Raw genomic sequence first — 21,445 nt, 5'->3', positions numbered from 1 at the left:
GACCCCGCTACATTCGCTCCATGAAAGGGCCAATAGAGCCCCAAGTATAGGCGAGCTGAGCGAGGCGTAGTTCAATGAACACTGTGAAGAAGGCGGCGGTTGCCATCCCCCGCACCGAGGAACAGGAAGCGATCCGGCCCCTCTACCTCGAAGCCCTGACCCTGGTCGAGCGTCTGCATCGTCGTCTCCTCGACGTCATCAAGGACGAGTTCGACCGCGTCGGTCGCGACGACGTCAATGCCGTTCAGGCCCTGCTGCTGTTCAACATCGGCGGCGCCGAACTGACCGCCGGCGAGCTGCGGACCCGCGGCTACTACCTCGGCTCCAACGTCTCCTACAATCTCAAGAAGCTGGTCGAGGGCGGCTATGTTCGCCACGAGCGTTCCCGCGTCGACCGCCGTTCGGTCCGCGTGTCGCTGACCGAAAAGGGCCGCGAGATCGCCGAGATCGTCGATCGCCTCTACGACCGTCAGCTGCGCTCGATCGAACAGGTCGGCGGCATCGGCCAGTCGGAATTCGTGTCGATCAACAAGTCTCTCCAGCGCCTGGAACGGTTCTGGACCGACCAGATCCTCTATCGCCTCTGAAGAAGCGCCGCTTCTTCTTCGAGAGACGCCCGAAGACATCGAGAGGCCCGGACATCCGTCCGGGCCTCTTCGCGTTCGCCGGGCGATCATGTGTCGCGGGCGGCTGCTCTGCGCTTGCCTTCCGGCGCGGCTCGGGCTCTGGTTGCGGTACCCGTTCACCAGCCGAGCCTCCGTCTTGCAGCCCTCCGCCCGCGTTCCCCTCGTCCTGCCCCACGAAATCCTGACCGGCCTCCTGGTGACGCTGGTCGGCTACGCCTCGTCGGGTGCCATCGTCATTCGCGGTCTCGCCAACGTCGGGGCGAGCGAGGCCGAGATCGTCTCGGCCATGGTCGGCATCGCGCTGGCGCTCGCCGGCCTTGCGGTCGGCCTGTCGGTGTGGACGCGGATGCCGATCTCGATCGCCTGGTCGACCCCCGGCATGGTGCTGCTGGCCACCGTCGGCGTCGGCGCCGGCGGGTTTCCCTCGGCCGTCGGCGCCTTCGTCACGACCGGGCTGCTGATCGCCGCCTCCGGCATGTTCGAGCCGCTCGGCCGCCTCGTCGCCGCCATTCCGAAGCCCGTCGCCAACGCCATGCTGGCCGGCGTGCTGCTGAAGTTCTGCGTCGCCCCCTTCGTCGGGCTCGCCAAGATGCCGCTCGAGATCGGCGCCATCGTCGTCACCTGGGTGGTGCTGATGCGCTTCGCCCGGCTGTGGGCGGCGGCGGCGGCCGCCGCGGTCGCGTTGGCGCTGATGGCCTTCGGCGGGCAGGGCGCCTTCGACGGTCTCGCCTTCGCCTGGCCGCAGCCGGTCCTGATCATGCCGGTCTTCGACCTCGAGACGACGATCTCGATCGCCCTGCCGCTGTTCCTGGTGACGATGGCGTCACAGAACATCCCCGGCTACGCGGTGATCGGCGCCTTCGGCTACCACCCGCCCTTCCGCCCGCTCCTGATCGCGACCGGCTTCGTCTCGGCGCTGCTGGCGCCGCTCGGCATGCCGGTGGTCAATCTGGCGGCGCTGACCGCGGCGCTCGCCGCCGGCGAAGAGGCCGGCCCCGACCGTTCGCGTCGCTGGATCGTCGCCTCGATCGGCGGCATCGGCCATGGGCTCCTCGGCATCGTCGCGGTGGTGGCGGTGGCGCTGGTGATGCGCTCCTCGCCGCAGCTGATCGAGGCCGCCGCCGGCCTCGCGCTGGTCGGCGCCTTCGGCGGCGCCACCAAGGCGGCGCTCGACGTCGAGGAGGATCGAATCCCCGCACTCGTCACCTTCCTGGTGGCGGCGTCGGGCCTGTCGTTCCACGGCGTCGGGTCGGCCTTCTGGGCACTGGTCGCCGGTCTCGTGGTTCACATCCTCGCGAAGTGGAAACCGGCCGAAAAGGCGTGATCGGCCCTTGCCGCGCGGATTTGCTGCAACACTTCTCCGTCGTGCGATCCCGGCGGCGTGCCGGGGCTGGCCGGCGACATGTTTCGGCCATATTGGAATGGGTAACCAACACCTTGGAAACAGTGGTCCGCCGCATTCCCGGTCGTGTCCGTCGCCGACGCGACGAGCCGGGTGAGCCGGGCGGACGCCGATGTCGACCTCTCCCTGCGAGGAGGGGCATGCGTGACGATCCCGGCTGCGGCCTTCGATCGAAGCGTTCGCCGTCGGGACAGCGATCATGGAGAACCAAGCGGTGCATCGCCCCAACGCCTTCTCTGCCGGCCGTCTCTCGCGCCGTGCGCTGCTCGCCGGTCTCGCCGGCTGGACCGTCGCGCCGGTCGCCTTCGCCCAGGCCGGGGAAACGCCGCTCGAGGCGCTGACGCGCTCGCAGGCGGTGCGTGAATGGCAGCAGAAGTTCGACGCCGGCAACAATGCCGCGCAGGCCGAACGCATCAAGTCCGAGACGCCGCTGCTCTCGCCCGAGACGGTCGCCGCCATCGAGGCCGCGATCCCGCAGCTCCAGGCCCAGCAGGCCCGCGGCGGTTGGCCCAAGATCAAGTCGTCGATGCGCCTCAAGGTCGGCTCGCGCTCCGAAGCGGTGCCGCGCCTGCGCGAGCGTCTGGTGGCTTCCGGCGACATGTCGCCCGATCAGGCCCGCATGGGCTACTACGACACGTTCGACAGCTACGTCGACAGCGCCGTGCGCCACTTCCAGGTGCGCCACGGCCTGCGTCCCGACGGCATCGTCGACGACACCGTGATCGAGGTGATGAACGTTCCGATCGAGACCCGCATCTCGCAGCTCGAGATGAACCTCGTCCGCATCCGTTCGATGTCGGGCTTCCTCGGCGAACGCTACATCTTCATGAACATCCCGGGCGCCGAGCTCGAGATGGTCGAGCAGGGCCGGGTGGTCGAGCGCCACAACGCGGTGGTCGGCAAGATCGATCGCCAGACCCCGGTGCTGACCTCGCAGGTCCGCGAGATCAACTTCCACCCCTACTGGCACGTGCCGGTCTCGATCATCAAGAAGGACCTGATCCCGAAGATGCAGACCGAGCCGGACTATCTGGCGAAGAACCACATCCGCATCTTCGACGGTCGCGGCCAGGAAGTTCCCCCGCAGGCGGTCGACTGGAATTCGGCTCAGGCGCTGCAGTACCAGTTCCGTCAGGATCCGGGTGGCGACAACGCCATGTCGACGGTGAAGGTGACCTTCCCGAACAAGGACGACGTGTACATGCACGACACGCCGTTCAAGGATCTGTTCGGCGACAACAACCGCTTCTACTCGTCGGGCTGCATGCGCATCCAGAACATCCAGGGTCTGGTGACCTGGCTGCTGCGCGACACCGCCGGCTGGACGCCGGAGGCGGTCGCCGACGCGCTCGCCAACGGCCAGCGCCTCGACGCCAAGCTGAAGACGCCGGTGCCGGTTTACATCAACTACATCACCGCCTGGGCGACCACCGAAGGCGCCATCCACTTCCGCGACGACATCTACAACAAGGATGGCGTCGGCATGCTGGTGGCGCAGGAGTGAGCTCCGATCCCGGCGCGGACGGCGCGCCGGGGATGCGATCTGCGGTGATGCATTTCCATTTTTCCGAGCGAACAGGACCCGGGCCGCACAGCGGCTCGGGTCCTTTCGTATTCGACCTCGCCTCTGCGATCGACGCGTCGACCGCCGACGCGTCTCGCAGTGGCCGCGGGTGTCGCCCGCGTCCGGCGAAGGGGGCGCATCGGTCCCGTTCCGCCGTGTTCTTCCCCCCGTCGGTGAACGTTTCCCGCTCTTCCGGAAATTTCACATGATCCCGCCACTTTCCGGAACGCGCGCTCGAGGGCAGGAATGCCGACGACAACGACGGCGAAAGGGGATTCCATGGCCGGAACTTCGACGGAGCTCGAAACGCTCCTCATGCAACGCAGTCTGACCGACGCGGCCCTCACGGCGGCGGCCGACCAGGCAGCCGAATACCGCATTCTGCCCGACGCGGTCGTCCTCAAGATCGGTGGCCAGAGCGTGATCGATCGCGGCGCCGCCGCGGTGCTGCCGCTGGTCGACGAGATCGCCGCCGCGCGCAAGACGCACAAGATGCTGATCGGCACCGGCGCCGGCACCCGCGCCCGTCATCTCTATTCGGTTGCGGCGGGCCTCAACCTGCCGGCCGGTCTGCTGGCGCAGCTCGCCTCCGCCGTCTCCGAGCAGAACGCCTCGATCCTCGGCCAGCTGCTGGCGCGCTACGGCATCTCGTCGATCGACGGCTCCGGCCTGTCGTCGGTGCCGCTCTACCTCGAGCGGGTCAACGCCGTGATCTTCCCCGGCATGCCGCCCTACAAGCTGTGGATCCGCCCGTCGACCGACGGCGTCATTCCGCCCTATCGCACAGATGCGGGTTGCTACCTCGTCGCCGAGCAGTTCGGCGCCAAGTCGATGATCTTCGTGAAGGACGAGGACGGCCTCTTCACCGCCAATCCGAAGACCGACAAGAAGGCCACCTTCATTCCGAAGATCTCGGTCGACGAGATGAAGGAGCGTGGCCTGCAGGATTCCATCCTCGAATTCCCGGTGCTCGATCTCCTGAAGTCGGCCCGCCACGTCCGCGAGGTCCAGGTGATCAACGGCCTCGTTCCCGGCAACCTGACGCGCGCCCTCGCCGGTGAGCACGTCGGCACCATCATCACCGCGAACTGAGGGCAACGCCATGACCGACAACGCCATCAAGCACGTCGCCTCCGCGCTCGCCCGCCAGACCCTCCAGGATCGTACGCTGACCCGTCCGGTCGCCGGCGTCCGACCGATCCGCCTCCTGCCCTGGCTGCAGGTGGTCAAGATCGGCGGCCGCTCGATCATGGACCGCGGCGCCGAGGCGATCCTGCCGATCGTCGCCGAGATCCGTGCCCTGCTGCCGGAGCACCGCCTGCTGATCCTGACCGGCGCCGGCATCCGTGCCCGCCACGTCTTCGGCGTCGGGCTCGATCTCGGCCTGCCGGTCGGTTCGCTCGCCCCGCTGGCGGCCTCCGAGGCCGGGCAGAACGGCCACATCCTGGCCGCCATGCTCTCCTCCGAGGGTGTCTCCTACGTCGAGCATCCGACGATCGCCAACCAGCTGTCGCTCCACCTCCAGGCGGCGCGCGCGGTGGTCGGTTCGGCCTTCCCGCCCTACCACCACCACGAGTTCCCCGGTTCGCGCATCCCGCCGCACCGCGGCGACACCGGCGCCTTCCTGGTGGCCGATGCGCTCGGCGCCGCCGGTCTGACGATCGTCGAGGACGTCGACGGCGTCTACACCGCCGACCCGAACGGCCCCGACGCCGCTTCGGCGAAGCTGATCGCCGAGACCGGCGCGGCCGAGCTCGCCAAGACCACCGGCCCGCTGCCGGTCGATCGCGCCATGCTCGAGGTGATGGCCAACGCCCGCAACCTGACCAAGGTCCAGGTGATCAACGGCCTCGTCCCGGGCCGCCTGACCGCGGCGCTGCGCGGCGAGCACGTCGGCACGATCATCCGCGCCGAAGCTTGAGCGACACGACGATCCGGGCGGCGCCGACGCGTCGCCCGGTCATCCCCGCCCGCGGGCGGGTCTTCAGCCGTTGAAACGGACGCGGCCGAGACCGGAGAGGTCGTAGCCGCCGAGCGCGCGGGCCTTTTCGGCGAATTCCGCCGTGCCGCAGAAGCGCCAGAAGGTCTGGAACGGTTCCTCGAACCACGACCGCCGCGCCACCACGATGTCGAACCGCTCCTCGATCAGCGGCACGAAGCGCAGTCCGTGGGCGCGCGCCGCTGCCTCGATGCCGAGGCCGACGTCGGCCCGGCCCTGCGCCAGCGCCTCGGCGAGGTCGCTCTCCGACCGCTCGCAGCCGTCGACGAAATGCAGGTCGGCCGGCACCATCTTCTCGCGCGCGAGAAGGCGGGTCAGCACCATCTGGCTGCCGGCTTCCGGCTGACGGGCCTGGAAGCGCAGACCGCGCGCCTCGGCGAGCGACCGCGGCTGGCGGATCGTGTCGGGCGCCAGCAACAGGCCGCGCCGCCGCTTGACCCATTCGATCAGCACCCAGGGCGCCCCGGCGAAGGCCTCGCGCGCCGCCTCGACGTTCCAGTCGCCGTCGGCCTGCGGCAGATGCAGTCCGGCCGCCATGCATTCGCCGCGCCGTGCCCGCGCCAGACCGTCGAGCGCGCCGTCGAGGAAGGCGGCGATGCCCGAGCGCGAGCGCCGCAGCGCCCATTCCAGCAGCGGATCGTGGCCGCCCGCCATCACCGCCGGCAGTTCGACGCGATCGCTCGGCGCCTTGGCGGGAACTTCGGGGCCGGCCTGCGTCGCGGCGATCCAGGCGGTGACCTCGGCTTCCGGGAACAGGAGTTTGCCCGTCACCTTGCGAAACGGAATGGCGCCGGTCGCGACCAGATCGTAGACCTTGCGCTCCTTGACACGGAGCAGCGCGGCGACTTCGCGGGTGGTGAGATACTCGGGCATGGCGTCCGGAAATTTTGCAGGTCGGCGGAGAATGCGGGCCGGCCGATCCGCCCGCAAGGGGGATCCGCAGTTTCCCCCCGTCGATGACCGCAGCCCCCGCGCCCGCGACACGTCGCCCCGCCCGGTTGACCGGACGGCCGCCGCGCACCATCTGCAACCCCGAAAGCTTCGATCGCGGGAGGGCACCATGTCCACGACGATCTTCCTCGGCCGGCTCATCGGCCTCTACATCGTGATCGTCTCGCTGGCGATGCTGATGAACCGTCGGCAGATGCTCGCCGTCTTCGCCGAGATGACGGCGAGCCGCCCCTGGATGCTGTTTTCCGGCATGGTGGCGAGCGTCGCCGGCCTCGCCATCGTTCTCGGCCATCAGGTCTGGCACGGCGGGCCGCTGGCGATCCTCGTCACGCTCGCCGGCTGGACGGCGCTCGCCAAGGGCGTGACGCTTCTGCTCCTGCCCGCCGATCGCGTCGGTTCGCTGATGACGAGGATGGGCATCGAGCGGCACTTCCATCTGTGGATGGGCGGGACGCTCCTCTTCGGCGTCGTTCTCACGGTGCTCGCCTTCGCCGGCTGACCCATCCGGCGGGCGAGGGGCTGCCTTTCCGAGCGATGCATTATTGTGATGGCTCCGTCGAATTTCGTGTCCACGACACGCGAGGGGGAGATTCGCCGCGCGTTTCGTGGTATCGCCCGCGCGACCGAGGCCGGTGACGCCGGCGAAGAAACGACGAGGTGCCCATGACCCAGTCCGCCAACACGCTCTTCCCCGGCTTCTTCACCAAGGGCCTCGCCGAGAGCGACCCTGCGCTCTTCAAGTCGATCGAGGACGAACTCGCCCGCCAGCAGGACGAGATCGAGCTGATCGCCTCCGAGAACATCGTCTCCAAGGCGGTGCTCGAGGCGCAGGGCTCGGTGATGACCAACAAGTACGCCGAAGGCTACCCGGGCAAGCGCTACTACGGCGGCTGCGAATGGGTCGACGTGGCGGAGAACCTCGCCATCGAGCGCGCCAAGCAGCTCTTCGGCGCCGAATACGCCAACGTCCAGCCCCACTCGGGCGCCCAGGCGAATCAGGCGGTGTTCTTCACCTTCCTCCAGCCCGGCGACGCCTTCATGGGCCTCGACCTCGCCTGCGGCGGCCACCTCACCCACGGCTCGCCGGTCAACCAGTCGGGCAAGTGGTTCCGTCCGGTGCCCTACAAGGTGATGCCCGACACCCACCTGATCGACATGGACGAGGTCCGCGCCCTCGCCCGTTCCGAGAAGCCGAAGCTGATCATCGCCGGCGGCTCGGGCTATCCGCGCCGCATCGACTTCAAGGCCTTCCGCGAGATCGCCGACGAAGTGGGCGCGATCTTCATGGTCGACATGGCGCATTTCGCCGGTCTCGTGGCGGGCGGCGCCCACCCGAACCCGCTCGATCACGCCCATGTGGTGACGACGACCACCCACAAGACGCTGCGCGGGCCCCGCGGCGGCATGATCCTCTCGCGCGATCTCGACATCGGCAAGAAGATCAACTCGGCCGTCTTCCCGGGCCTCCAGGGCGGCCCGCTGATGCACGTCATCGCCGCCAAGGCGGTCGCCTTCGGCGAGGCGCTGCGTCCCGAGTTCAAGACCTACGCCGCCCAGGTGGTGAAGAACGCCCAGGCCATGGCCGGCGCGCTGCTCGAGCAGGGTCTCGACCTCGTCTCCGGCGGCACCGACACGCACCTGATCCTGGTCGACCTGCGTCCGAAGAAGGCGACCGGCAACGTGACCGAGAAGGCGCTGAAGCGCGCCCACATCACCTGCAACAAGAACGGCATCCCCTTCGACCCGGAGAAGCCGATGGTGACCTCGGGCGTCCGCGTCGGCTCGCCGGCCGGCACGACCCGCGGCTTCGGCGAGGCCGAGTTCCGCGAGATCGGCCTGATGATCGGCGAAGTGGTCAACGGCATCATGCGCAACGGCCCCGACGGCGACGGCCAGATCGAAGCCCGCATCAAGGAACAGGCGACGGCGCTCTGCCGCCGGTTCCCGATCTACGGGTAAGATCGGCGGGCGTCGGCCTCAGGGGCTGATGCGGAGAGATGAGACGAGACGGAGGAGGCCGGGAAGGGATCCCGGCCTTTTCATGTTAATCTGGCCATTCTTCCTATAATTCCTTTCACAATAATATCCAGTTGTGAATTCTCTGTGTAGTCTGCCGTAGAGACGAAGTCTACGCGGCTATCAGATATTAACTCGTGAATTTTTGTGAGGGTGGCTTTGTCTCTCTTTGGGTCGTAAACTGCGATGGAATGGCCGCCTTTGTGTGTTAACATTTTCATCGTGGGGATGTCAGTGTCTCCATCGCCAATGAATATCATGTTTTTAAACGGTATTGATCTCTCATTCTCGGACATGTAGCGATTCAATGATTTGTTATCCCAGTGATTAAGTATTCCTTTGTTTATTCTGAACAAATACTGTGTTTTCGTCGTGTAATTAATTGCGACACCTGGCCACTTGGCTTCGCCGGAGCCATCATAAAAGTATTTAGACGCAAATATTTCTCGGAATCGATTTCCAATCTTGCATCCGCTGATCATTTCTTCGAGGCCTGATGACACGACGAAATGGTTCGGCTTCAAGTGCCGCTGTGTGCAAAATTCTTCGATGCGATCGAACCACGAGCCATCTGCTAGTCCATCAAATAATTCTGCATTCTTTCCATGGTCTTTCAGTTTTTTTGCAGTAATTCTCATCTTCGAATTGCGTGCTTTTTCAAGCATTAGATTCATATATGTTAGAATTTCGTCTGCGTTCGAGCTTTTGCAAATCATTTTTACTTCATTCCAGAAATCGCTAGATGTCATTCCTATAGCTGGAAGGAAGTCGCGCTCCTGCAGGTTCCCTCGTGCTAGGGTCCCATCAAAATCGTAAATCAAAGCAATCTCGCGCAAGGGGACATCTCCTTAAATCTTGGTTTGCGGCGCCACCGAGTATATATCACAAATTGACACATTAGGCACATCCCTGCCGTGAAATCTTTCGCCGGACCGAACTTTCTAATCCGCTTAGTATTCGCTACGGCTGTGCTGTCTCAATGGATTTCATGTGGCGGATTTCAACGTAAAGTGACTTATTTGCGTCTGGCCTAGATTTGACTTCAAGCTATCAGACTTGCGGTTTCACGCTGACTGTGACCTCTGCTCGGTCTTCAAATTCGAGATTTTCTTTTCATCGCAGCCGCGATGACGCCGGAAAAGCGGATGCCCTTGCATATCACGCTCTCAGCGGTGAACGTCTATTCGCGGCGGTTGAGGGTTAGCTCCATGTCGACGACGACACTATGCCAGCGCGTTGGTCTGATCTTGAGGCAGCGGTTTCATCAGCTTGGCTAATCAGTTCGCCGCTTGCTGCTAGGCTGCATTCGCGCGCACCTGCGTTAGGCTCGGAGGGCGTTGAAGCAGCGATTGAGTCGATACCATCACTGATTGAACTTGCTTTGATTGTCGTGTAGGGCAGGCACCACTGATGATGGCGCCGATCGCAGGTCGGGGCCTCGGTTGTCGGAGGTTTCGGTGTCTCGCCTTGGATTCATCTTCGTCGCGTCGATGGCCTTCCTGTTGTCGGCCTGCATGACCACCCACGACCCCGATGCGAGGGCGCGTCTCTTCGCGAACACGCCGATGTCGGAATGGGTTTTCCCGAACGCGGCCGACGTCGCTGCCCACGCCGATCCCGAGCGTCTGCGACGGGAGGGCGCCGCGTTGCTCGTAGTTGCCGGCTACGCTCGCGCCCAGAATCAGATCGTCGGCGTCGGGCTCGACAGCTTCGGCGAGCGTACGCCGGCTTCCGTCTGGCTCCAGGGGCCGACCTACACGGCGATGAGCTCGCCGGATGATACTGGCCCGGACAACGCCTGGGGGGTTCTGGTGGTCAAGCCGGGGACCTATCGCTTCTTTCAGGTCGCCCAGTTCGGCCACAGGCAGTCGCTGTCAGTCGGACGAACCGGCATGGGGACGCAGCTCGCCAGTGCGGTCCACGACGAGATCGACGTGAAGGTGGGCGACGTCCTCTACGTCGGCACGTTCGTCGCCTCCCATCCGCGCGCGGTAGTCAACGACAAGGCACCACGCGTCGAGATCATCGACGAGACGGACACCGCGCGGGCCTTCGTTGCGCGTCGGCTGCCGAAATTCGCGTCGCGTCTGGCCGTCCGGATCATGCCCTGCAATCTCTGCCGCCTGACCGAACTCATGGGTTCGCGCTGAGGAGCGCCCTGTCGGATAGCGCCTCCTGGCATCAGTCTGCCAGGAGGATGCCCCCTCACTCTCCCCGCACAACTCTCCCCCCCGCCGGCGCCGCGACCGCCGTTCCCGCGCCGGCGATGTATTTCTCCAGCGCCTCGACGTCGAACATCCCCGTCACCGTGTCGCGGCCCTTGCGGAGCGTCGTGAAGCCGTCGCCGCCGTCGGCGAGGAAGGCGTTGACCGTCACGCGGTAGGTCTTCTTCGCCTCGATCGGCTTTCCCCCGAGCTTCATCGTCGCCGGGTCGACGCGGGCACCGACCGGCTTCGAGGCCGACCACGCATAGGTGAAGCCCTTCGACACCTGCAGCACCCGGGGCTTCGGCTGGTCGCGCCACTGCTGTTCCAGCACGTCGTGCAGCTCGGCGCCGGTCAGCGTCATCGTCACCAGCTGGTTGCCGAAGGGCTGGACGGCGAAGACGTCGCCGTAGGTGACGGTGCCGTCCTCGGTCTTCCTGACGAGATCGGTGCGGATGCCGCCGGTGTTGGTCAGCGCGATCTCGGCGCGCGCACCCTCCGCCTCGCGGGTGGCGGCGAGCTGGGCGTCGGCGATCAGGCTCCCGAGCGCGAACTCGCCCGAGGGCGTGTCCTCCTTGCGCAGCGTCTCGGCGATGCGGCCGACGGGGCGGGCGATCAAGGGGCCAGCGACCTTCTCGTAGGCCGAGACCAGCGCCGTCTGTTCCGCGTCGGGCGCGATCGCGTCGGTGCGCACCACGAGATTGGCGGCGCGCGTCTCGACGATCTTCTTCGTCGTGCGGTCGATCGTCACGCCGATCTCGGTCACCATCGAGCCGAACTTGTCGCCGGAGGTGACGAGCCGCCCGTCGATGTCGCAGACATAGGCCTTGTGGGTGTGGCCCGAGACCACCAGCCGCACGGCCGGATCGAGCTTCTTGACGATGTCGACGATCGGCCCGGAAATGCCGGGGCAGTCGTTGCGCCCGCCGGTCGGAAAGCCGCCCTCGTGGATCAGCACGACGATCGCCTCGACGCCCTGGGCGCGCAGCTTCGGCACCAGCGCGTTGACTGTTTCGGCCTCGTCGCGGAACTCGACCCCGGCGATGCCCGAGGGCGAGACGAGCTGCGGCACGCCCTTCAAGGCGAGGCCGATGAAGCCGACCGGCACGCCCTCGAAGGTCTTGATCGCGTAAGGAGGAAGAATCGGCTCGCCGGTCTTCCTGTCGATGGTCGAGGCGGCGAGATAGCGGTATTTCGCCCCCATGAAGGGGTGGAGCGCCAGGCACGCCTTGTCGGAGGAGCAGCCGCCGTTCTGCTTGCGCAGGAGCTCGACGACGCCCTTGTCGAACTCGTGATTGCCGACGGCGGAGAGCTCCAGCCCCATCAGCGACAGCGATTCGATCGTCGGCTCGTCGGCGAAGAGGGCGGAGAGCAGCGGCGAGGCGCCGACCAGATCGCCGGCGGCGACGAAGATCGTGTTCTTCGACTTCGCCCGCTTCTCCTTGACCAGCGTCGCCATCGCCTCGACGCCGCCGACCGGCACCTCGATGGTCTTGGTCGGGTCGGCCGGGTCCTCGATCTTCAGCCGGCCGGGCGACTTGAGATTGCCGTGCAGGTCGTTGATGGCGAGGATCGTCAGCGCGATCGGCCCGGTCTCCTCGGCGCGGACGGGGAGGGCGGCGACCACGAGGCCGAAGAGGCCGGCGAGGAGAGGCGAACGGCGAGACGTCATGATTCTTTCCGGCTTGGGAACGGCGAGCGCGGGGCGGTGGGCCTCCGGCGGCGAGGATCGTCTCCCGATCGTGTCCGGTCAATCCACCGCGCGGCCGGGCTCGCGCGACCCTGCCTCTCGCCACCGGCCCCGAAGGTCGTGTAGAAACGTCTGCGACGAACGGAGTGCTTCGGCACGGGGAGTGGACGATGCGGTGCCCCTATTGCGGCAATGAAGACACCCAGGTGAAGGACAGCCGCCCGACGGAAGACGGCGCGGCGATCCGTCGCCGGCGCATCTGCTCGGCCTGCGGCGGCCGCTTCACCACCTTCGAACGGGTGCAGCTGCGCGAACTGACGGTGCTCAAGCGCTCCGGCCGCCGCGTGCCCTTCGATCGCGACAAGCTGATGCGCTCGGTCCAGGTCGCCTGCCGCAAGCGCCCGGTCGATCCCGACCGCATCGAGCGCATGGTCAGCGGCATCGTCCGCCAGCTCGAGAGCCTCGGCGAACCCGAGGTCAATTCCGAGCAGATCGGCGAGCTGATCATGGAGGGCCTGAAGGGGCTCGACGACGTCGCCTACGTCCGCTTCGCCTCGGTCTATCGCAACTTCCGCGAGGCCAAGGACTTCGAGGATCTGCTCGGCGAACTCTCAGGCGTCGAGAGCCCGATCCGGTGAGCCGTCCCGCCGGTCCCTCCGCCGCGACGGACCTCGATCGGCGCATGATGGGGGCGGCCATCCGGCTCGCCCGCCGCAATCTCGGCCTGACCGGGCCGAACCCGTCGGTCGGTGCGATCTGCGTCGTCGAGACGGTGGAGGGCGCGAAGGTCGTCGGCCGCGGCGTCACCGCACCCGGCGGCCGGCCCCATGCCGAGCCGCAGGCGTTGGCGCAAGCCGGCGAGCGGGCGCGCGGGGCGACGCTCTACGTCACGCTCGAGCCCTGTTCCCACCACGGCAAGACGCCGCCCTGCGCCGACGCCATCGTCGCCGCCGGCATCGCCCGCGTGGTGGTCGCCCGCGACGACCCCGATCCGCGCGTCGCCGGCCGTGGTTACGAGAAGCTGCGCGAGGCCGGCATCACCGTGGTGCGCGGCGTCGAGGCGGCCGCCGCGTATGATGGATTGTCCGGCTTCCTCTCGCGGGTGACGCGGGCGCGGCCGGAGGTGCTTCTGAAACTCGCGGTCTCCGCCGACGGCATGATCGGCAGGCGGGGCGTGCCGAATTTCCCGATCACCGGAGCTGCGGCACGGGCGCGCGCCCAGCTGATGCGGGCGGAGGCCGATGCCATCGCCGTCGGCATCGGCACCGCGGCGCTCGACGATCCCGAACTGACGGTGCGGCTGGAGGGCATGGAGCATCGCTCGCCGATCCGAGTCGTCTTCGATCGCGACGCGCGGCTCTCGCCCGACAGCCGGCTGGTACGTTCGGCTGGAAGCGTGCCGGTGCGGGTGGTGATGGATGTCGACCGGGAGGGCGTGCGTGATCGCCTGCGGGTCCTCGCCTCGCTCGGCGCGACGGGCATCGAGGTTTCCTCGCGTCCCGACGGCCACCTCGATCTCGCCGCGGCGCTGGAGCGTCTGGCCGCCTCCGGCATCAACATGCTTATGGTCGAGGGCGGTGCGGCGCTCGCCGAGAGCTTCCTCGAGGGCGGCTTCGTCGACCGCATCGCGCTCTTCCGCTCGCCCGTGATCGTCGGTGCCGACGGCGTTCCCGCCCCGCCGTCGCTGGCGCGCGTGCTGGCGCCCGACGGCGGTTTCCGCTGCGTCGGCCGCGAGACCTGGGGCGGCGACATGCTCGAAATTTGGGACGGCCGCGGCGAAGCGTAGCCTTGACCTCGCCGGTCTCCGCCCTTTCATAGCGCTCGACCCATTCGAGGAGATCTCCATGTTCACTGGTATCGTCACCGCCGTCGGCGAGATCGTCGCGCTCGAGGAGCGCGCGGAAGTCGGCGTCCGCCTGACCGTCGCATCCCCCTACGATCCCGCGACCATCGACATGGGCGCCTCGATCGCCCACATGGGCTGCTGCCTGACCGTGGTCGACATGGGCCGCCTGCCCGACGGCCGCGCCTTCCATGTCGTCGAGGCGAGCCCGGAGACGCTGCGCTGCACGACGATGGGCGAGTGGAAGGTCGGCACGAAGGTCAATCTCGAGCGCTCGCTCAAGCTCGGCGACGAGATGGGCGGCCATCTGGTGACCGGCCACGTCGATGCGATCGCGACGATCGAAGCCCGAGTCGAAGAGGGCGACATGGCGGTCTTCACCTTCCGCGTGCCCCATGCCTTCGCCCGTTTCGTTGCGCCCAAGGGCTCGGTGGCGCTCGACGGCACGTCGCTGACCGTCAACGACGTCACCGGCGACACGTTCACGGTGCAGATCATCCCGCACACGCTTGCCGTCACCACCTGGGGCGAGAAGAAGGCCGGCGACCGGATCGACTTCGAGATCGACCTGATGGCCCGCTACGTCGCCCGCCTGCGCGAGGCCGAACAGGCCGGGTGATCGCGACGTCGGACTTCCATCGTTCGGCTTCACCCTGAGGTGCCCGGCGCAACCGGGCCTCGAAGGGCGAAGCCGGTGGCACGGCGTCCGTACCCCCGCTCATGGTTCGAGGGCCGACCGATGGCCGGCCACCTCACCATGAAGCCGAGGGTGCGGCCGGGAAGCCGAAAGGAAGGCCCGGAAGCCGAGAGGAGGCTCGGGAGTCCCTCCTTCCGGCCTTCTCATGCCTGCGTCCCGCGCCGAAACGCTGGACAATCGGCCCGCCATCGATCATTGATCCCGGCTCGAGACAAAAGCTGGGATTTCCCATGTCCACCCAACGCCATCATGCCCCCTTCGATGCCGCCGCGGTCGCCGGATCGACCGTGTTGATCGTCGAAGGCGGTTTCGACGCCGAACTCGCCGCGGCGCTGCGCGCCGGCGCCGTCGCCGTCCTCGACGCCGCGAAGGTCGCCCACGACGTCGTCACCGTGCCCGGAGCGCTCGAGATCCCGACGGCCATCGCCTTCGCGCTCGCCTCCGAGGAGAAGCGCGGCCGCCGCTACGACGGCTACGTCGCCCTCGGCTGCGTCGTGCGCGGCGCCACCGGCCACTACGACGTGGTGGCGGGCGAATCCAACCGCGCGCTGATGGATCTCGCCGTCGAGAAGAAGCTGGCGCTGGGCAACGGCATCCTCACCGTCGAGAACGACGAGCAGGCGTGGGAACGCGCCGATGCCGCCCGTCTCGACAAGGGCGGCTCGGCCGCCGCCGCCGCCCTCGCGATGATCGCGCTCTCGCGCAAGTTCGGACTGTGACCCGCATGACCACCGACCGCACCCCTCGCGAGGTCCGTCCCGCCAACAAGCGCGGCGCCGCCCGTCTCGCCGCCGTCCAGGCGCTCTATCAGATGGAGATCGGCGGCGGCGAGATCGCCGACGTGATCGCCGAGTTCGAGGCCTTCCGCCTCGGCCAGGAGATCGACGGCGAAGAATATCGCGAGGCCGACGCGGTCTTCTTCCGCGACATCGTCACCGGCGTCGTCGCCGACCAGAAGGTGATCGACCCCAAGGTCCACCAGACCCTGGTCGAAGACTGGCCGCTGAAGCGCATCGACGTCACGCTGCGCGAGATCCTGCGCGCCGGCCTGTGGGAACTGATGCGCCGCCGCGACGTGCCGGCCAAGGTGGCGATCTCGGAATATGTCGACGTCGCCCGCGCCTTCTTCGACGGCGACGAGCCCAAGATCGCCAACGCGGTTCTCGACAAGCTCGCCCGCACCTACCGCCCGGACGACTTCGCCGCCTGAGGCCTCACCCGCCCCAGGTCAGCGTCAGCCCCGCGTCGCCCGGATAGCCGCCGGGGAACTCGAGGATGCGCGCCGTCAGGCCGAAGCCGGCCGGCTTCAGCTCGTCGCGCCAGCGCTCGAAGACGTCGGCCGCCGGCCCGCGCAGCGACTGCGGCCAGTTCGGGTCGGGCGCGTTGATCATCCGCCCGCCGTCGGAACACAGCGCCGCCGGGAAGCGGATCAGCAGGAAGTCCTTCTCGCCGCGTTCGGCCGCGCCCAGCGCCCGATCCTTGAGATCCTTCCACGCCCGCTCGTCGAGCCTCTCGCCGGCGAGTTTCTCCACCAGCGCCTGACGGGCCTTTTCCATCGCGTGTTTCTCGCGTTCGCGCGCCTCCCGCTTGGCGTCCTCGTGCGCCTCGACGAGGCGGCGGAAGGCCGATGCGGTGAAACCCGGGTCGACCGGCTCCGTCGGCACCGCTGGCGCCTCGGGGACTGCGGCGGGCGCGGCCTGCGGCGGGAGCGGCGCACGGGTGGGGCGGGGGTCCGGCCGCATCATCAACGCGCGGGCGAGGTCGGCGCGACTGACGACGCCGACCAACCGCTCACCCTCGACCACGAAGACCCGGCGCACCTTGCGCACCGCCAGGACGCCGGCGACGGTGGTGAGATCGGCATCGGCCTCGACCGTGACGATCGGCGCCGTCATCACCTCGTCGGCGGTCCGCGCCGAGGGCGCGACGGCGTCGAGATATTCGGCCGAGAGCGACTGGCCCTGCGCCAGTTGCGCCAGCCAGCGCTCGCGGCGGCGGACGCGTTCGGGCGCGTGCTGGCCGATCAGGTCCCACTCCGACACGACGCCGACTGGTCGACCGTCGTCGTCGATCACCGGTACCGCGCTGACGCGTGCGGCGAGCAGTGCCTTGGCGACGGCCGTCAGCGGGTCCTTCGCCTTCACGGTGACGAGCGTCCTTGTCATGATGTCGCGAGCAGTCATGGCGTTCCTCGGCGCTGCGGGCCGGTCGGCGACCGGCGATGAGACCCTCAATGTAGTGCGTGCGGGTCGCCGCGGCATCGAAACGAATGCGTAGTCGCGCGGGCGGCGCCGGACGACGCGGGCTCGACCGGGCCCGCCGGCTGGGCTATGCGGGAGAACCTCGCTCACCAGGAGCCCGTCCGTGACCCGTCCCGGCGAAGACGACATCGTCGCGCGCTACTTCCGACCGCTCGCCACCGATCCCGGTGCGCTCGGTCTCGTCGACGACTGCGCCGCGCTCACCCCGCCGCCGGGCTGCGATCTGGTGCTGAAGTCCGACGCGGTGGCGAGCGGCGTCCACTTCTTCCCCGACGATCCGTGGGATCTGGTGGCGAAGAAGGCGCTGCGGGTGAACGTCTCCGACCTCGCCGCCAAGGGCGCCCGGCCGATCGGTTGGATGCTGACGCTGGCGCTGCCGACCGACTGGCGCGAGGAGGATCTCGCGGCGCTGTCGCGCGGCTTCGCCGAGGATCAGGCGATCTTCGGCCTGTCGCTCTTCGGCGGAGACACGATTCGCTCGCCCGACGGGCTGGTGCTCTCGATCACCGTCTTCGGTGCCGTGCCGACCGGCCGCATGGTGCGTCGTGCCGCGGCGCGCGTCGGCGACGTCGTCTGCGTCTCCGGCACACTCGGCGATTCGGCCCTCGGTCTCCTCGCCCGGCTCGATCCGGCCCGCGCCGAGAGCTGGGGCCTCGACGCCGACGAACACGCCCACATCGCCCGCCGCTATCTGCTGCCCGAACCGCGCCTGGCGCTGGCGCCGCTGCTGCGCGACCACGATGCCGCGGCGATGGACGTCTCCGACGGGCTCGGCCTCGATTTGGGCCGCATGATTCGCGGCTCCGGCGTCGCCGCCCGGTTCGATCTCGACCGCCTGCCGCTGTCGCCCGCAGCCCGAAAGGCCGTGGTGGCCGACTCGAGCCTGCGCGGCCGGATCGCCACCGGCGGCGACGACTACGAGATCCTCGCGGCGGTACCCGAGGACCGCTTTGCGGGCTTTGCGGCGGCGGCCGAGGCGGTCGGCGTGGCGGTGGCGGCGATAGGCCGCATCGAGGAGGGTCCGCGGGGGCACCTCGCGGTCTTCGACGGCGGCCTTCCCGTGACGCTCGCGGGCGACGGATACCGCCATTTCTGATCGTTTTCGAAAGCATTTGCGCTTCGCCCCGTCGCATCTTGCGAAATGGCGGAAGCCGCGCCGAGGACACGCGTTTTTCCCTATGTGGGAAGGGCTCGCGACGCCTTGACGCCCCCTCGCTTGCCGTTAGGCTGTGACGCCCGATGAAGGGGGGCTGCGTGGGGGCGGGCCACCTTCTTCATTTCAACCATCGTCCCTGAGCGGTGCCCGGATCGGAAGCGACGTCAGATCGCGAACCGGCCCCGCGACATGCACGGGAGGCGTCATGTCAATTCTTCTGGTCATTCTCTGCGGCTTCGTCTCGATCGCCTACGGCGTCTGGGCGATCCGGTCCGTCATGGCGTCCGATGCCGGATCGGCGCGTATGCAGGAGATCGCGGGAGCGGTCGCCGAAGGTGCGCAGGCCTATCTGAAGCGCCAGTACACCACCATCGCCGTCGCCGGCGTGCCGATCCTGCTTCTGCTCGGCTTCCTGCTGGGCAAGGCGGTCGCCGTCGGCTTCCTGATCGGTGCGGTGCTGTCCGGCCTCGCCGGCTTCATCGGCATGAACGTCTCCGTCCGCGCCAATGTCCGTACCGCCCAGGCGTCCACCGTGTCGCTCGCCGCCGGCCTCGACATCGCCTTCAAGGCGGGCGCGGTCACCGGCATGCTGGTCGCCGGCCTCGCCCTTCTCGGCGTCGCCGTCTACTACGGCATCCTGACGAGCCTCGTCGGTCTCGCGCCGAACGATCGCACCGTCATCGACGCCCTGGTGGCACTCGGCTTCGGCGCCTCGCTGATCTCGATCTTCGCCCGTCTCGGCGGCGGTATCTTCACCAAGGGTGCCGACGTCGGCGCCGACCTCGTCGGCAAGGTCGAGGCCGGTATCCCCGAAGACGATCCGCGCAACCCGGCCACCATCGCCGACAACGTCGGCGACAACGTCGGCGACTGCGCCGGCATGGCCGCCGACCTGTTCGAGACCTATGCGGTGACCGTCGTCGCCACCATGGTGCTCGCGGCGATCTTCTTCGCCGGCGACAAGACGGCGCTGACGCAGACGATGCTCTACCCGCTGCTGATCTGCGCGACCTCGATCGTCACGTCGATCGTCGGCACGTTCTTCGTCAAGCTCGGCTCCAACAACTCGATCATGGGCGCGCTCTACAAGGGCGTGATCGTGACCGGCCTGCTGTCGATCGGCGGTCTCGCCATCGCCAACACGCTCTCCATCGGTTGGGGTGAAGTGGGCGTCGTCGCCGGTCAGAAGATCGTCGGCACCAACCTCTTCGTCGCCGGCGTGATCGGTCTGGTCGTCACCGGCCTGATCGTCTGGATCACCGAATACTACACCGCCACCGGCAAGCGCCCGGTGGTCTCGATCGCCCAGGCCTCGGTCACCGGTCACGGCACCAACGTCATCCAGGGCCTCGCGGTCTCGCTGGAATCGACGGCGCTGCCGGCGATCGTCATCGTCGCGGGCATCATCTCGACCTACCAGCTGGCCGGCCTCTACGGCACGGCCATCGCCGTCACCACCATGCTCGGCCTCGCCGGCATGATCGTGGCGCTCGACGCCTTCGGTCCGGTCACCGACAACGCCGGCGGCATCGCCGAAATGTCGGGTCTGCCGAAGGAAGTGCGTCAGACCACCGACGCCCTCGACGCGGTCGGCAACACCACCAAGGCCGTCACCAAGGGCTACGCGATCGGCTCCGCCGGTCTCGGCGCGCTGGTGCTCTTCGCCGCCTATACCAACGACATCAAGTACTTCGTCGCCTCCGGCGCGCCGTACTTCAAGGGTATCGGCGAAGTCGACCTGTCGCTCTCCAACCCCTATGTCGTCGCCGGCCTGATCTTCGGCGGTCTGATCCCGTATCTCTTCGGCGGCATCGCCATGACCGCCGTCGGTCGCGCCGCCGGTTCGGTCGTCGAAGAGGTCCGTCGTCAGTTCAAGGAGAAGCCCGGCATCATGGAAGGCACCGAACGCCCCGACTACGGTCGGGCGGTCGACATGCTGACCAAGGCCGCGATCCGGGAAATGATCATCCCGTCGCTGCTGCCGGTCCTCGCCCCGCTCGTCGCCTACTTCGGCGTGCTCGCGGTGTCGGGTTCCAAGGCCAACGGCTTCGCCGCGCTCGGCGCCTCGCTGCTCGGCGTCATCGTCAACGGCATCTTCGTCGCGGTCTCCATGACCTCCGGCGGCGGCGCCTGGGACAACGCCAAGAAGTCCTTCGAAGACGGTTTCGTCGACAAGGACGGCGTGAAGCACCTCAAGGGTTCGGAAGCCCACAAGGCCTCCGTCACCGGCGACACCGTCGGCGACCCCTACAAGGACACCGCCGGCCCGGCCGTGAACCCGGCCATCAAGATCACCAACATCGTGGCTCTGCTGCTGCTGGCGATCCTGGCCCACTGAGGTGGCGTTCCGGACGGGAAGACCCCGTCCGGCGCACCCTTCCGACTTCGAGAGACCCGCGCGGCACCCCCGCGCGGGTCTCTCCACGTTCGGGGTGGCACGAACGAAGACCGCCGCCCCGAGGGGCGGCGGCGAAAGACTTCGGAAGCAAGGGAGGCGGCCGATCAGTTGCCGCCGGTCAGCGGGTTCGACGGCGTCGCCTTGAGCATCTGCGACAGCAGGCCGTAGTCGGAGCCCGTCGTCTTGGTCTTGCGGCCGATGAAGTCGAACACCTTGCCGTCCTGTAGACCGTAGTTGCCGATCTCGCGGACGCGGCCCTTGTCGTCGAAATAGACGACCAGGACCTTCTGCTCGACCACCGACTGGTTGAGGAAGGCGACCTGGCGCTGCGTCTTCTGCGAGATGTAGTAGAAGGCCTCGCCGCCGACGGTGGCGGTGGTGGAGGGCGAACCCAGCACCAGGAGCACCTGCTCGCGGCTCTGGCCGACCTGCACCTGCTCCAGCGCGTTGTCGGGCGCGACGTAGCCGTGCTGGTAGGACTCGGCACAGCCCGCCAGCGACAGGGCGACGGGACCGACGACGGCGAGCGAGAGGGCTGCGGCGCGGAGGACGGCGGACGGGCGCGACGGACGACGATGCATTTCCAACCTCCCGATGGGGTGCGGCGGCGGGGATGCCGGGCGGGGCGTCGATGCCGT

General features: G+C 67.7%; 20 protein-coding genes. 15 read left to right on the top strand and 5 right to left on the bottom strand.

What is annotated here, in order from left to right; translation table 11 throughout:
- The first annotated feature begins 74 nt into the window (after window positions 1-74).
- The 5 genes from ldtR (at window position 75) to ACT53U_RS06025 (ending at window position 5,513) form a co-directional block, all read left to right on the top strand.
- On the top strand, window positions 75-587 hold the full coding sequence (gene ldtR / locus ACT53U_RS06045) for a transcriptional regulator LdtR (protein ID WP_476153530.1): 513 nt from the start codon (window positions 75-77) through the stop codon (window positions 585-587).
- 175 nt (window positions 588-762) lie between these two features.
- Window positions 763-1,950, top strand: a complete 1,188-nt coding sequence (locus ACT53U_RS06040) for a benzoate/H(+) symporter BenE family transporter (protein ID WP_476153529.1) — start codon at window positions 763-765, stop codon at window positions 1,948-1,950.
- A 277-nt stretch (window positions 1,951-2,227) separates the two neighbouring features.
- Window positions 2,228-3,532 (top strand): L,D-transpeptidase family protein, encoded by a 1,305-nt coding sequence (locus ACT53U_RS06035; protein WP_476153528.1) that lies wholly within the window; start codon window positions 2,228-2,230, stop codon window positions 3,530-3,532.
- A gap of 339 nt (window positions 3,533-3,871) precedes the next feature.
- Window positions 3,872-4,684: an amino acid kinase family protein gene (locus ACT53U_RS06030; protein WP_476153527.1), complete on the top strand. Its 813-nt coding sequence runs from the start codon at window positions 3,872-3,874 to the stop codon at window positions 4,682-4,684.
- Window positions 4,685-4,694: 10 nt separating this feature from the next.
- Window positions 4,695-5,513, top strand: coding sequence for an amino acid kinase family protein (locus ACT53U_RS06025; RefSeq protein WP_476153526.1), 819 nt, complete (start codon window positions 4,695-4,697; stop codon window positions 5,511-5,513).
- A gap of 63 nt (window positions 5,514-5,576) precedes the next feature.
- Here the strand turns inward: ACT53U_RS06025 and ACT53U_RS06020 are convergent, their stop codons facing one another.
- Complete coding sequence (locus ACT53U_RS06020; protein WP_476153525.1) at window positions 5,577-6,464, bottom strand: substrate-binding domain-containing protein; 888 nt, start codon at window positions 6,462-6,464, stop codon at window positions 5,577-5,579.
- A 187-nt stretch (window positions 6,465-6,651) separates the two neighbouring features.
- Between ACT53U_RS06020 and ACT53U_RS06015 the strand changes: the two genes are divergently transcribed.
- Together ACT53U_RS06015 and glyA are read left to right on the top strand one after the other, a co-directional pair.
- The gene (locus ACT53U_RS06015; protein ID WP_476153524.1) at window positions 6,652-7,041 is read left to right on the top strand and encodes a hypothetical protein; all 390 of its coding nucleotides are present in this window, start codon (window positions 6,652-6,654) and stop codon (window positions 7,039-7,041) included.
- Between the two features lie 164 nt (window positions 7,042-7,205).
- A complete protein-coding gene (glyA, locus tag ACT53U_RS06010) occupies window positions 7,206-8,501 on the top strand; it encodes a serine hydroxymethyltransferase (RefSeq protein WP_476153523.1) in 1,296 nt (431 codons plus the stop codon).
- 80 nt (window positions 8,502-8,581) lie between these two features.
- On the opposite strand, the gene ACT53U_RS06005 is transcribed toward glyA, so the two are convergent.
- Window positions 8,582-9,394 carry an HAD family hydrolase gene (locus ACT53U_RS06005; RefSeq protein WP_476153522.1) on the bottom strand — a complete coding sequence of 271 codons (813 nt, stop codon included), beginning with the start codon at window positions 9,392-9,394 and terminating at the stop codon, window positions 8,582-8,584.
- A gap of 654 nt (window positions 9,395-10,048) precedes the next feature.
- Between ACT53U_RS06005 and ACT53U_RS06000 the strand changes: the two genes are divergently transcribed.
- Window positions 10,049-10,708, top strand: a complete 660-nt coding sequence (locus ACT53U_RS06000; RefSeq protein ID WP_476153521.1) for a hypothetical protein — start codon at window positions 10,049-10,051, stop codon at window positions 10,706-10,708.
- Between the two features lie 55 nt (window positions 10,709-10,763).
- On the opposite strand, the gene ACT53U_RS05995 is transcribed toward ACT53U_RS06000, so the two are convergent.
- Window positions 10,764-12,434, bottom strand: a complete 1,671-nt coding sequence (locus ACT53U_RS05995) for a bifunctional metallophosphatase/5'-nucleotidase (RefSeq protein ID WP_476153520.1) — start codon at window positions 12,432-12,434, stop codon at window positions 10,764-10,766.
- A 188-nt stretch (window positions 12,435-12,622) separates the two neighbouring features.
- On the opposite strand from ACT53U_RS05995, the gene nrdR reads away from it, so the two are divergent.
- The 5 genes from nrdR (at window position 12,623) to nusB (ending at window position 16,202) form a co-directional block, all read left to right on the top strand.
- Window positions 12,623-13,090 carry a transcriptional regulator NrdR gene (gene nrdR, locus ACT53U_RS05990; RefSeq protein ID WP_476138553.1) on the top strand — a complete coding sequence of 156 codons (468 nt, stop codon included), beginning with the start codon at window positions 12,623-12,625 and terminating at the stop codon, window positions 13,088-13,090.
- The gene (gene ribD, locus ACT53U_RS05985) at window positions 13,087-14,238 is read left to right on the top strand and encodes a bifunctional diaminohydroxyphosphoribosylaminopyrimidine deaminase/5-amino-6-(5-phosphoribosylamino)uracil reductase RibD (protein WP_476153519.1); all 1,152 of its coding nucleotides are present in this window, start codon (window positions 13,087-13,089) and stop codon (window positions 14,236-14,238) included. Before nrdR ends, ribD begins: the two co-directional genes overlap by 4 nt.
- 58 nt (window positions 14,239-14,296) lie before the next feature.
- A complete protein-coding gene (locus ACT53U_RS05980; RefSeq protein WP_476153518.1) occupies window positions 14,297-14,914 on the top strand; it encodes a riboflavin synthase in 618 nt (205 codons plus the stop codon).
- Window positions 14,915-15,222: 308 nt separating this feature from the next.
- Complete coding sequence (locus ACT53U_RS05975) at window positions 15,223-15,711, top strand: 6,7-dimethyl-8-ribityllumazine synthase (RefSeq protein ID WP_476153517.1); 489 nt, start codon at window positions 15,223-15,225, stop codon at window positions 15,709-15,711.
- A 5-nt stretch (window positions 15,712-15,716) separates the two neighbouring features.
- The gene (nusB, locus tag ACT53U_RS05970; protein WP_476153516.1) at window positions 15,717-16,202 is read left to right on the top strand and encodes a transcription antitermination factor NusB; all 486 of its coding nucleotides are present in this window, start codon (window positions 15,717-15,719) and stop codon (window positions 16,200-16,202) included.
- Between the two features lie 4 nt (window positions 16,203-16,206).
- On the opposite strand, the gene ACT53U_RS05965 is transcribed toward nusB, so the two are convergent.
- A complete protein-coding gene (locus tag ACT53U_RS05965; protein ID WP_476153515.1) occupies window positions 16,207-17,175 on the bottom strand; it encodes a CBS domain-containing protein in 969 nt (322 codons plus the stop codon).
- A gap of 181 nt (window positions 17,176-17,356) precedes the next feature.
- Between ACT53U_RS05965 and thiL the strand changes: the two genes are divergently transcribed.
- The gene (gene thiL / locus ACT53U_RS05960) at window positions 17,357-18,349 is read left to right on the top strand and encodes a thiamine-phosphate kinase (protein WP_476153514.1); all 993 of its coding nucleotides are present in this window, start codon (window positions 17,357-17,359) and stop codon (window positions 18,347-18,349) included.
- Between the two features lie 265 nt (window positions 18,350-18,614).
- On the top strand, window positions 18,615-20,747 hold the full coding sequence (locus ACT53U_RS05955; protein ID WP_476153513.1) for a sodium-translocating pyrophosphatase: 2,133 nt from the start codon (window positions 18,615-18,617) through the stop codon (window positions 20,745-20,747).
- Between the two features lie 164 nt (window positions 20,748-20,911).
- Here the strand turns inward: ACT53U_RS05955 and ACT53U_RS05950 are convergent, their stop codons facing one another.
- Window positions 20,912-21,388 carry an outer membrane protein assembly factor BamE gene (locus ACT53U_RS05950; RefSeq protein ID WP_476153512.1) on the bottom strand — a complete coding sequence of 159 codons (477 nt, stop codon included), beginning with the start codon at window positions 21,386-21,388 and terminating at the stop codon, window positions 20,912-20,914.
- Window positions 21,389-21,445: the final 57 nt, after the last annotated feature.

The organism is Pinisolibacter sp. DMC19 (assembly GCF_056313985.1).
Note: the sequence above shows the minus strand (reverse complement) of the source record. Positions and strands in the feature narration are given on the sequence as shown.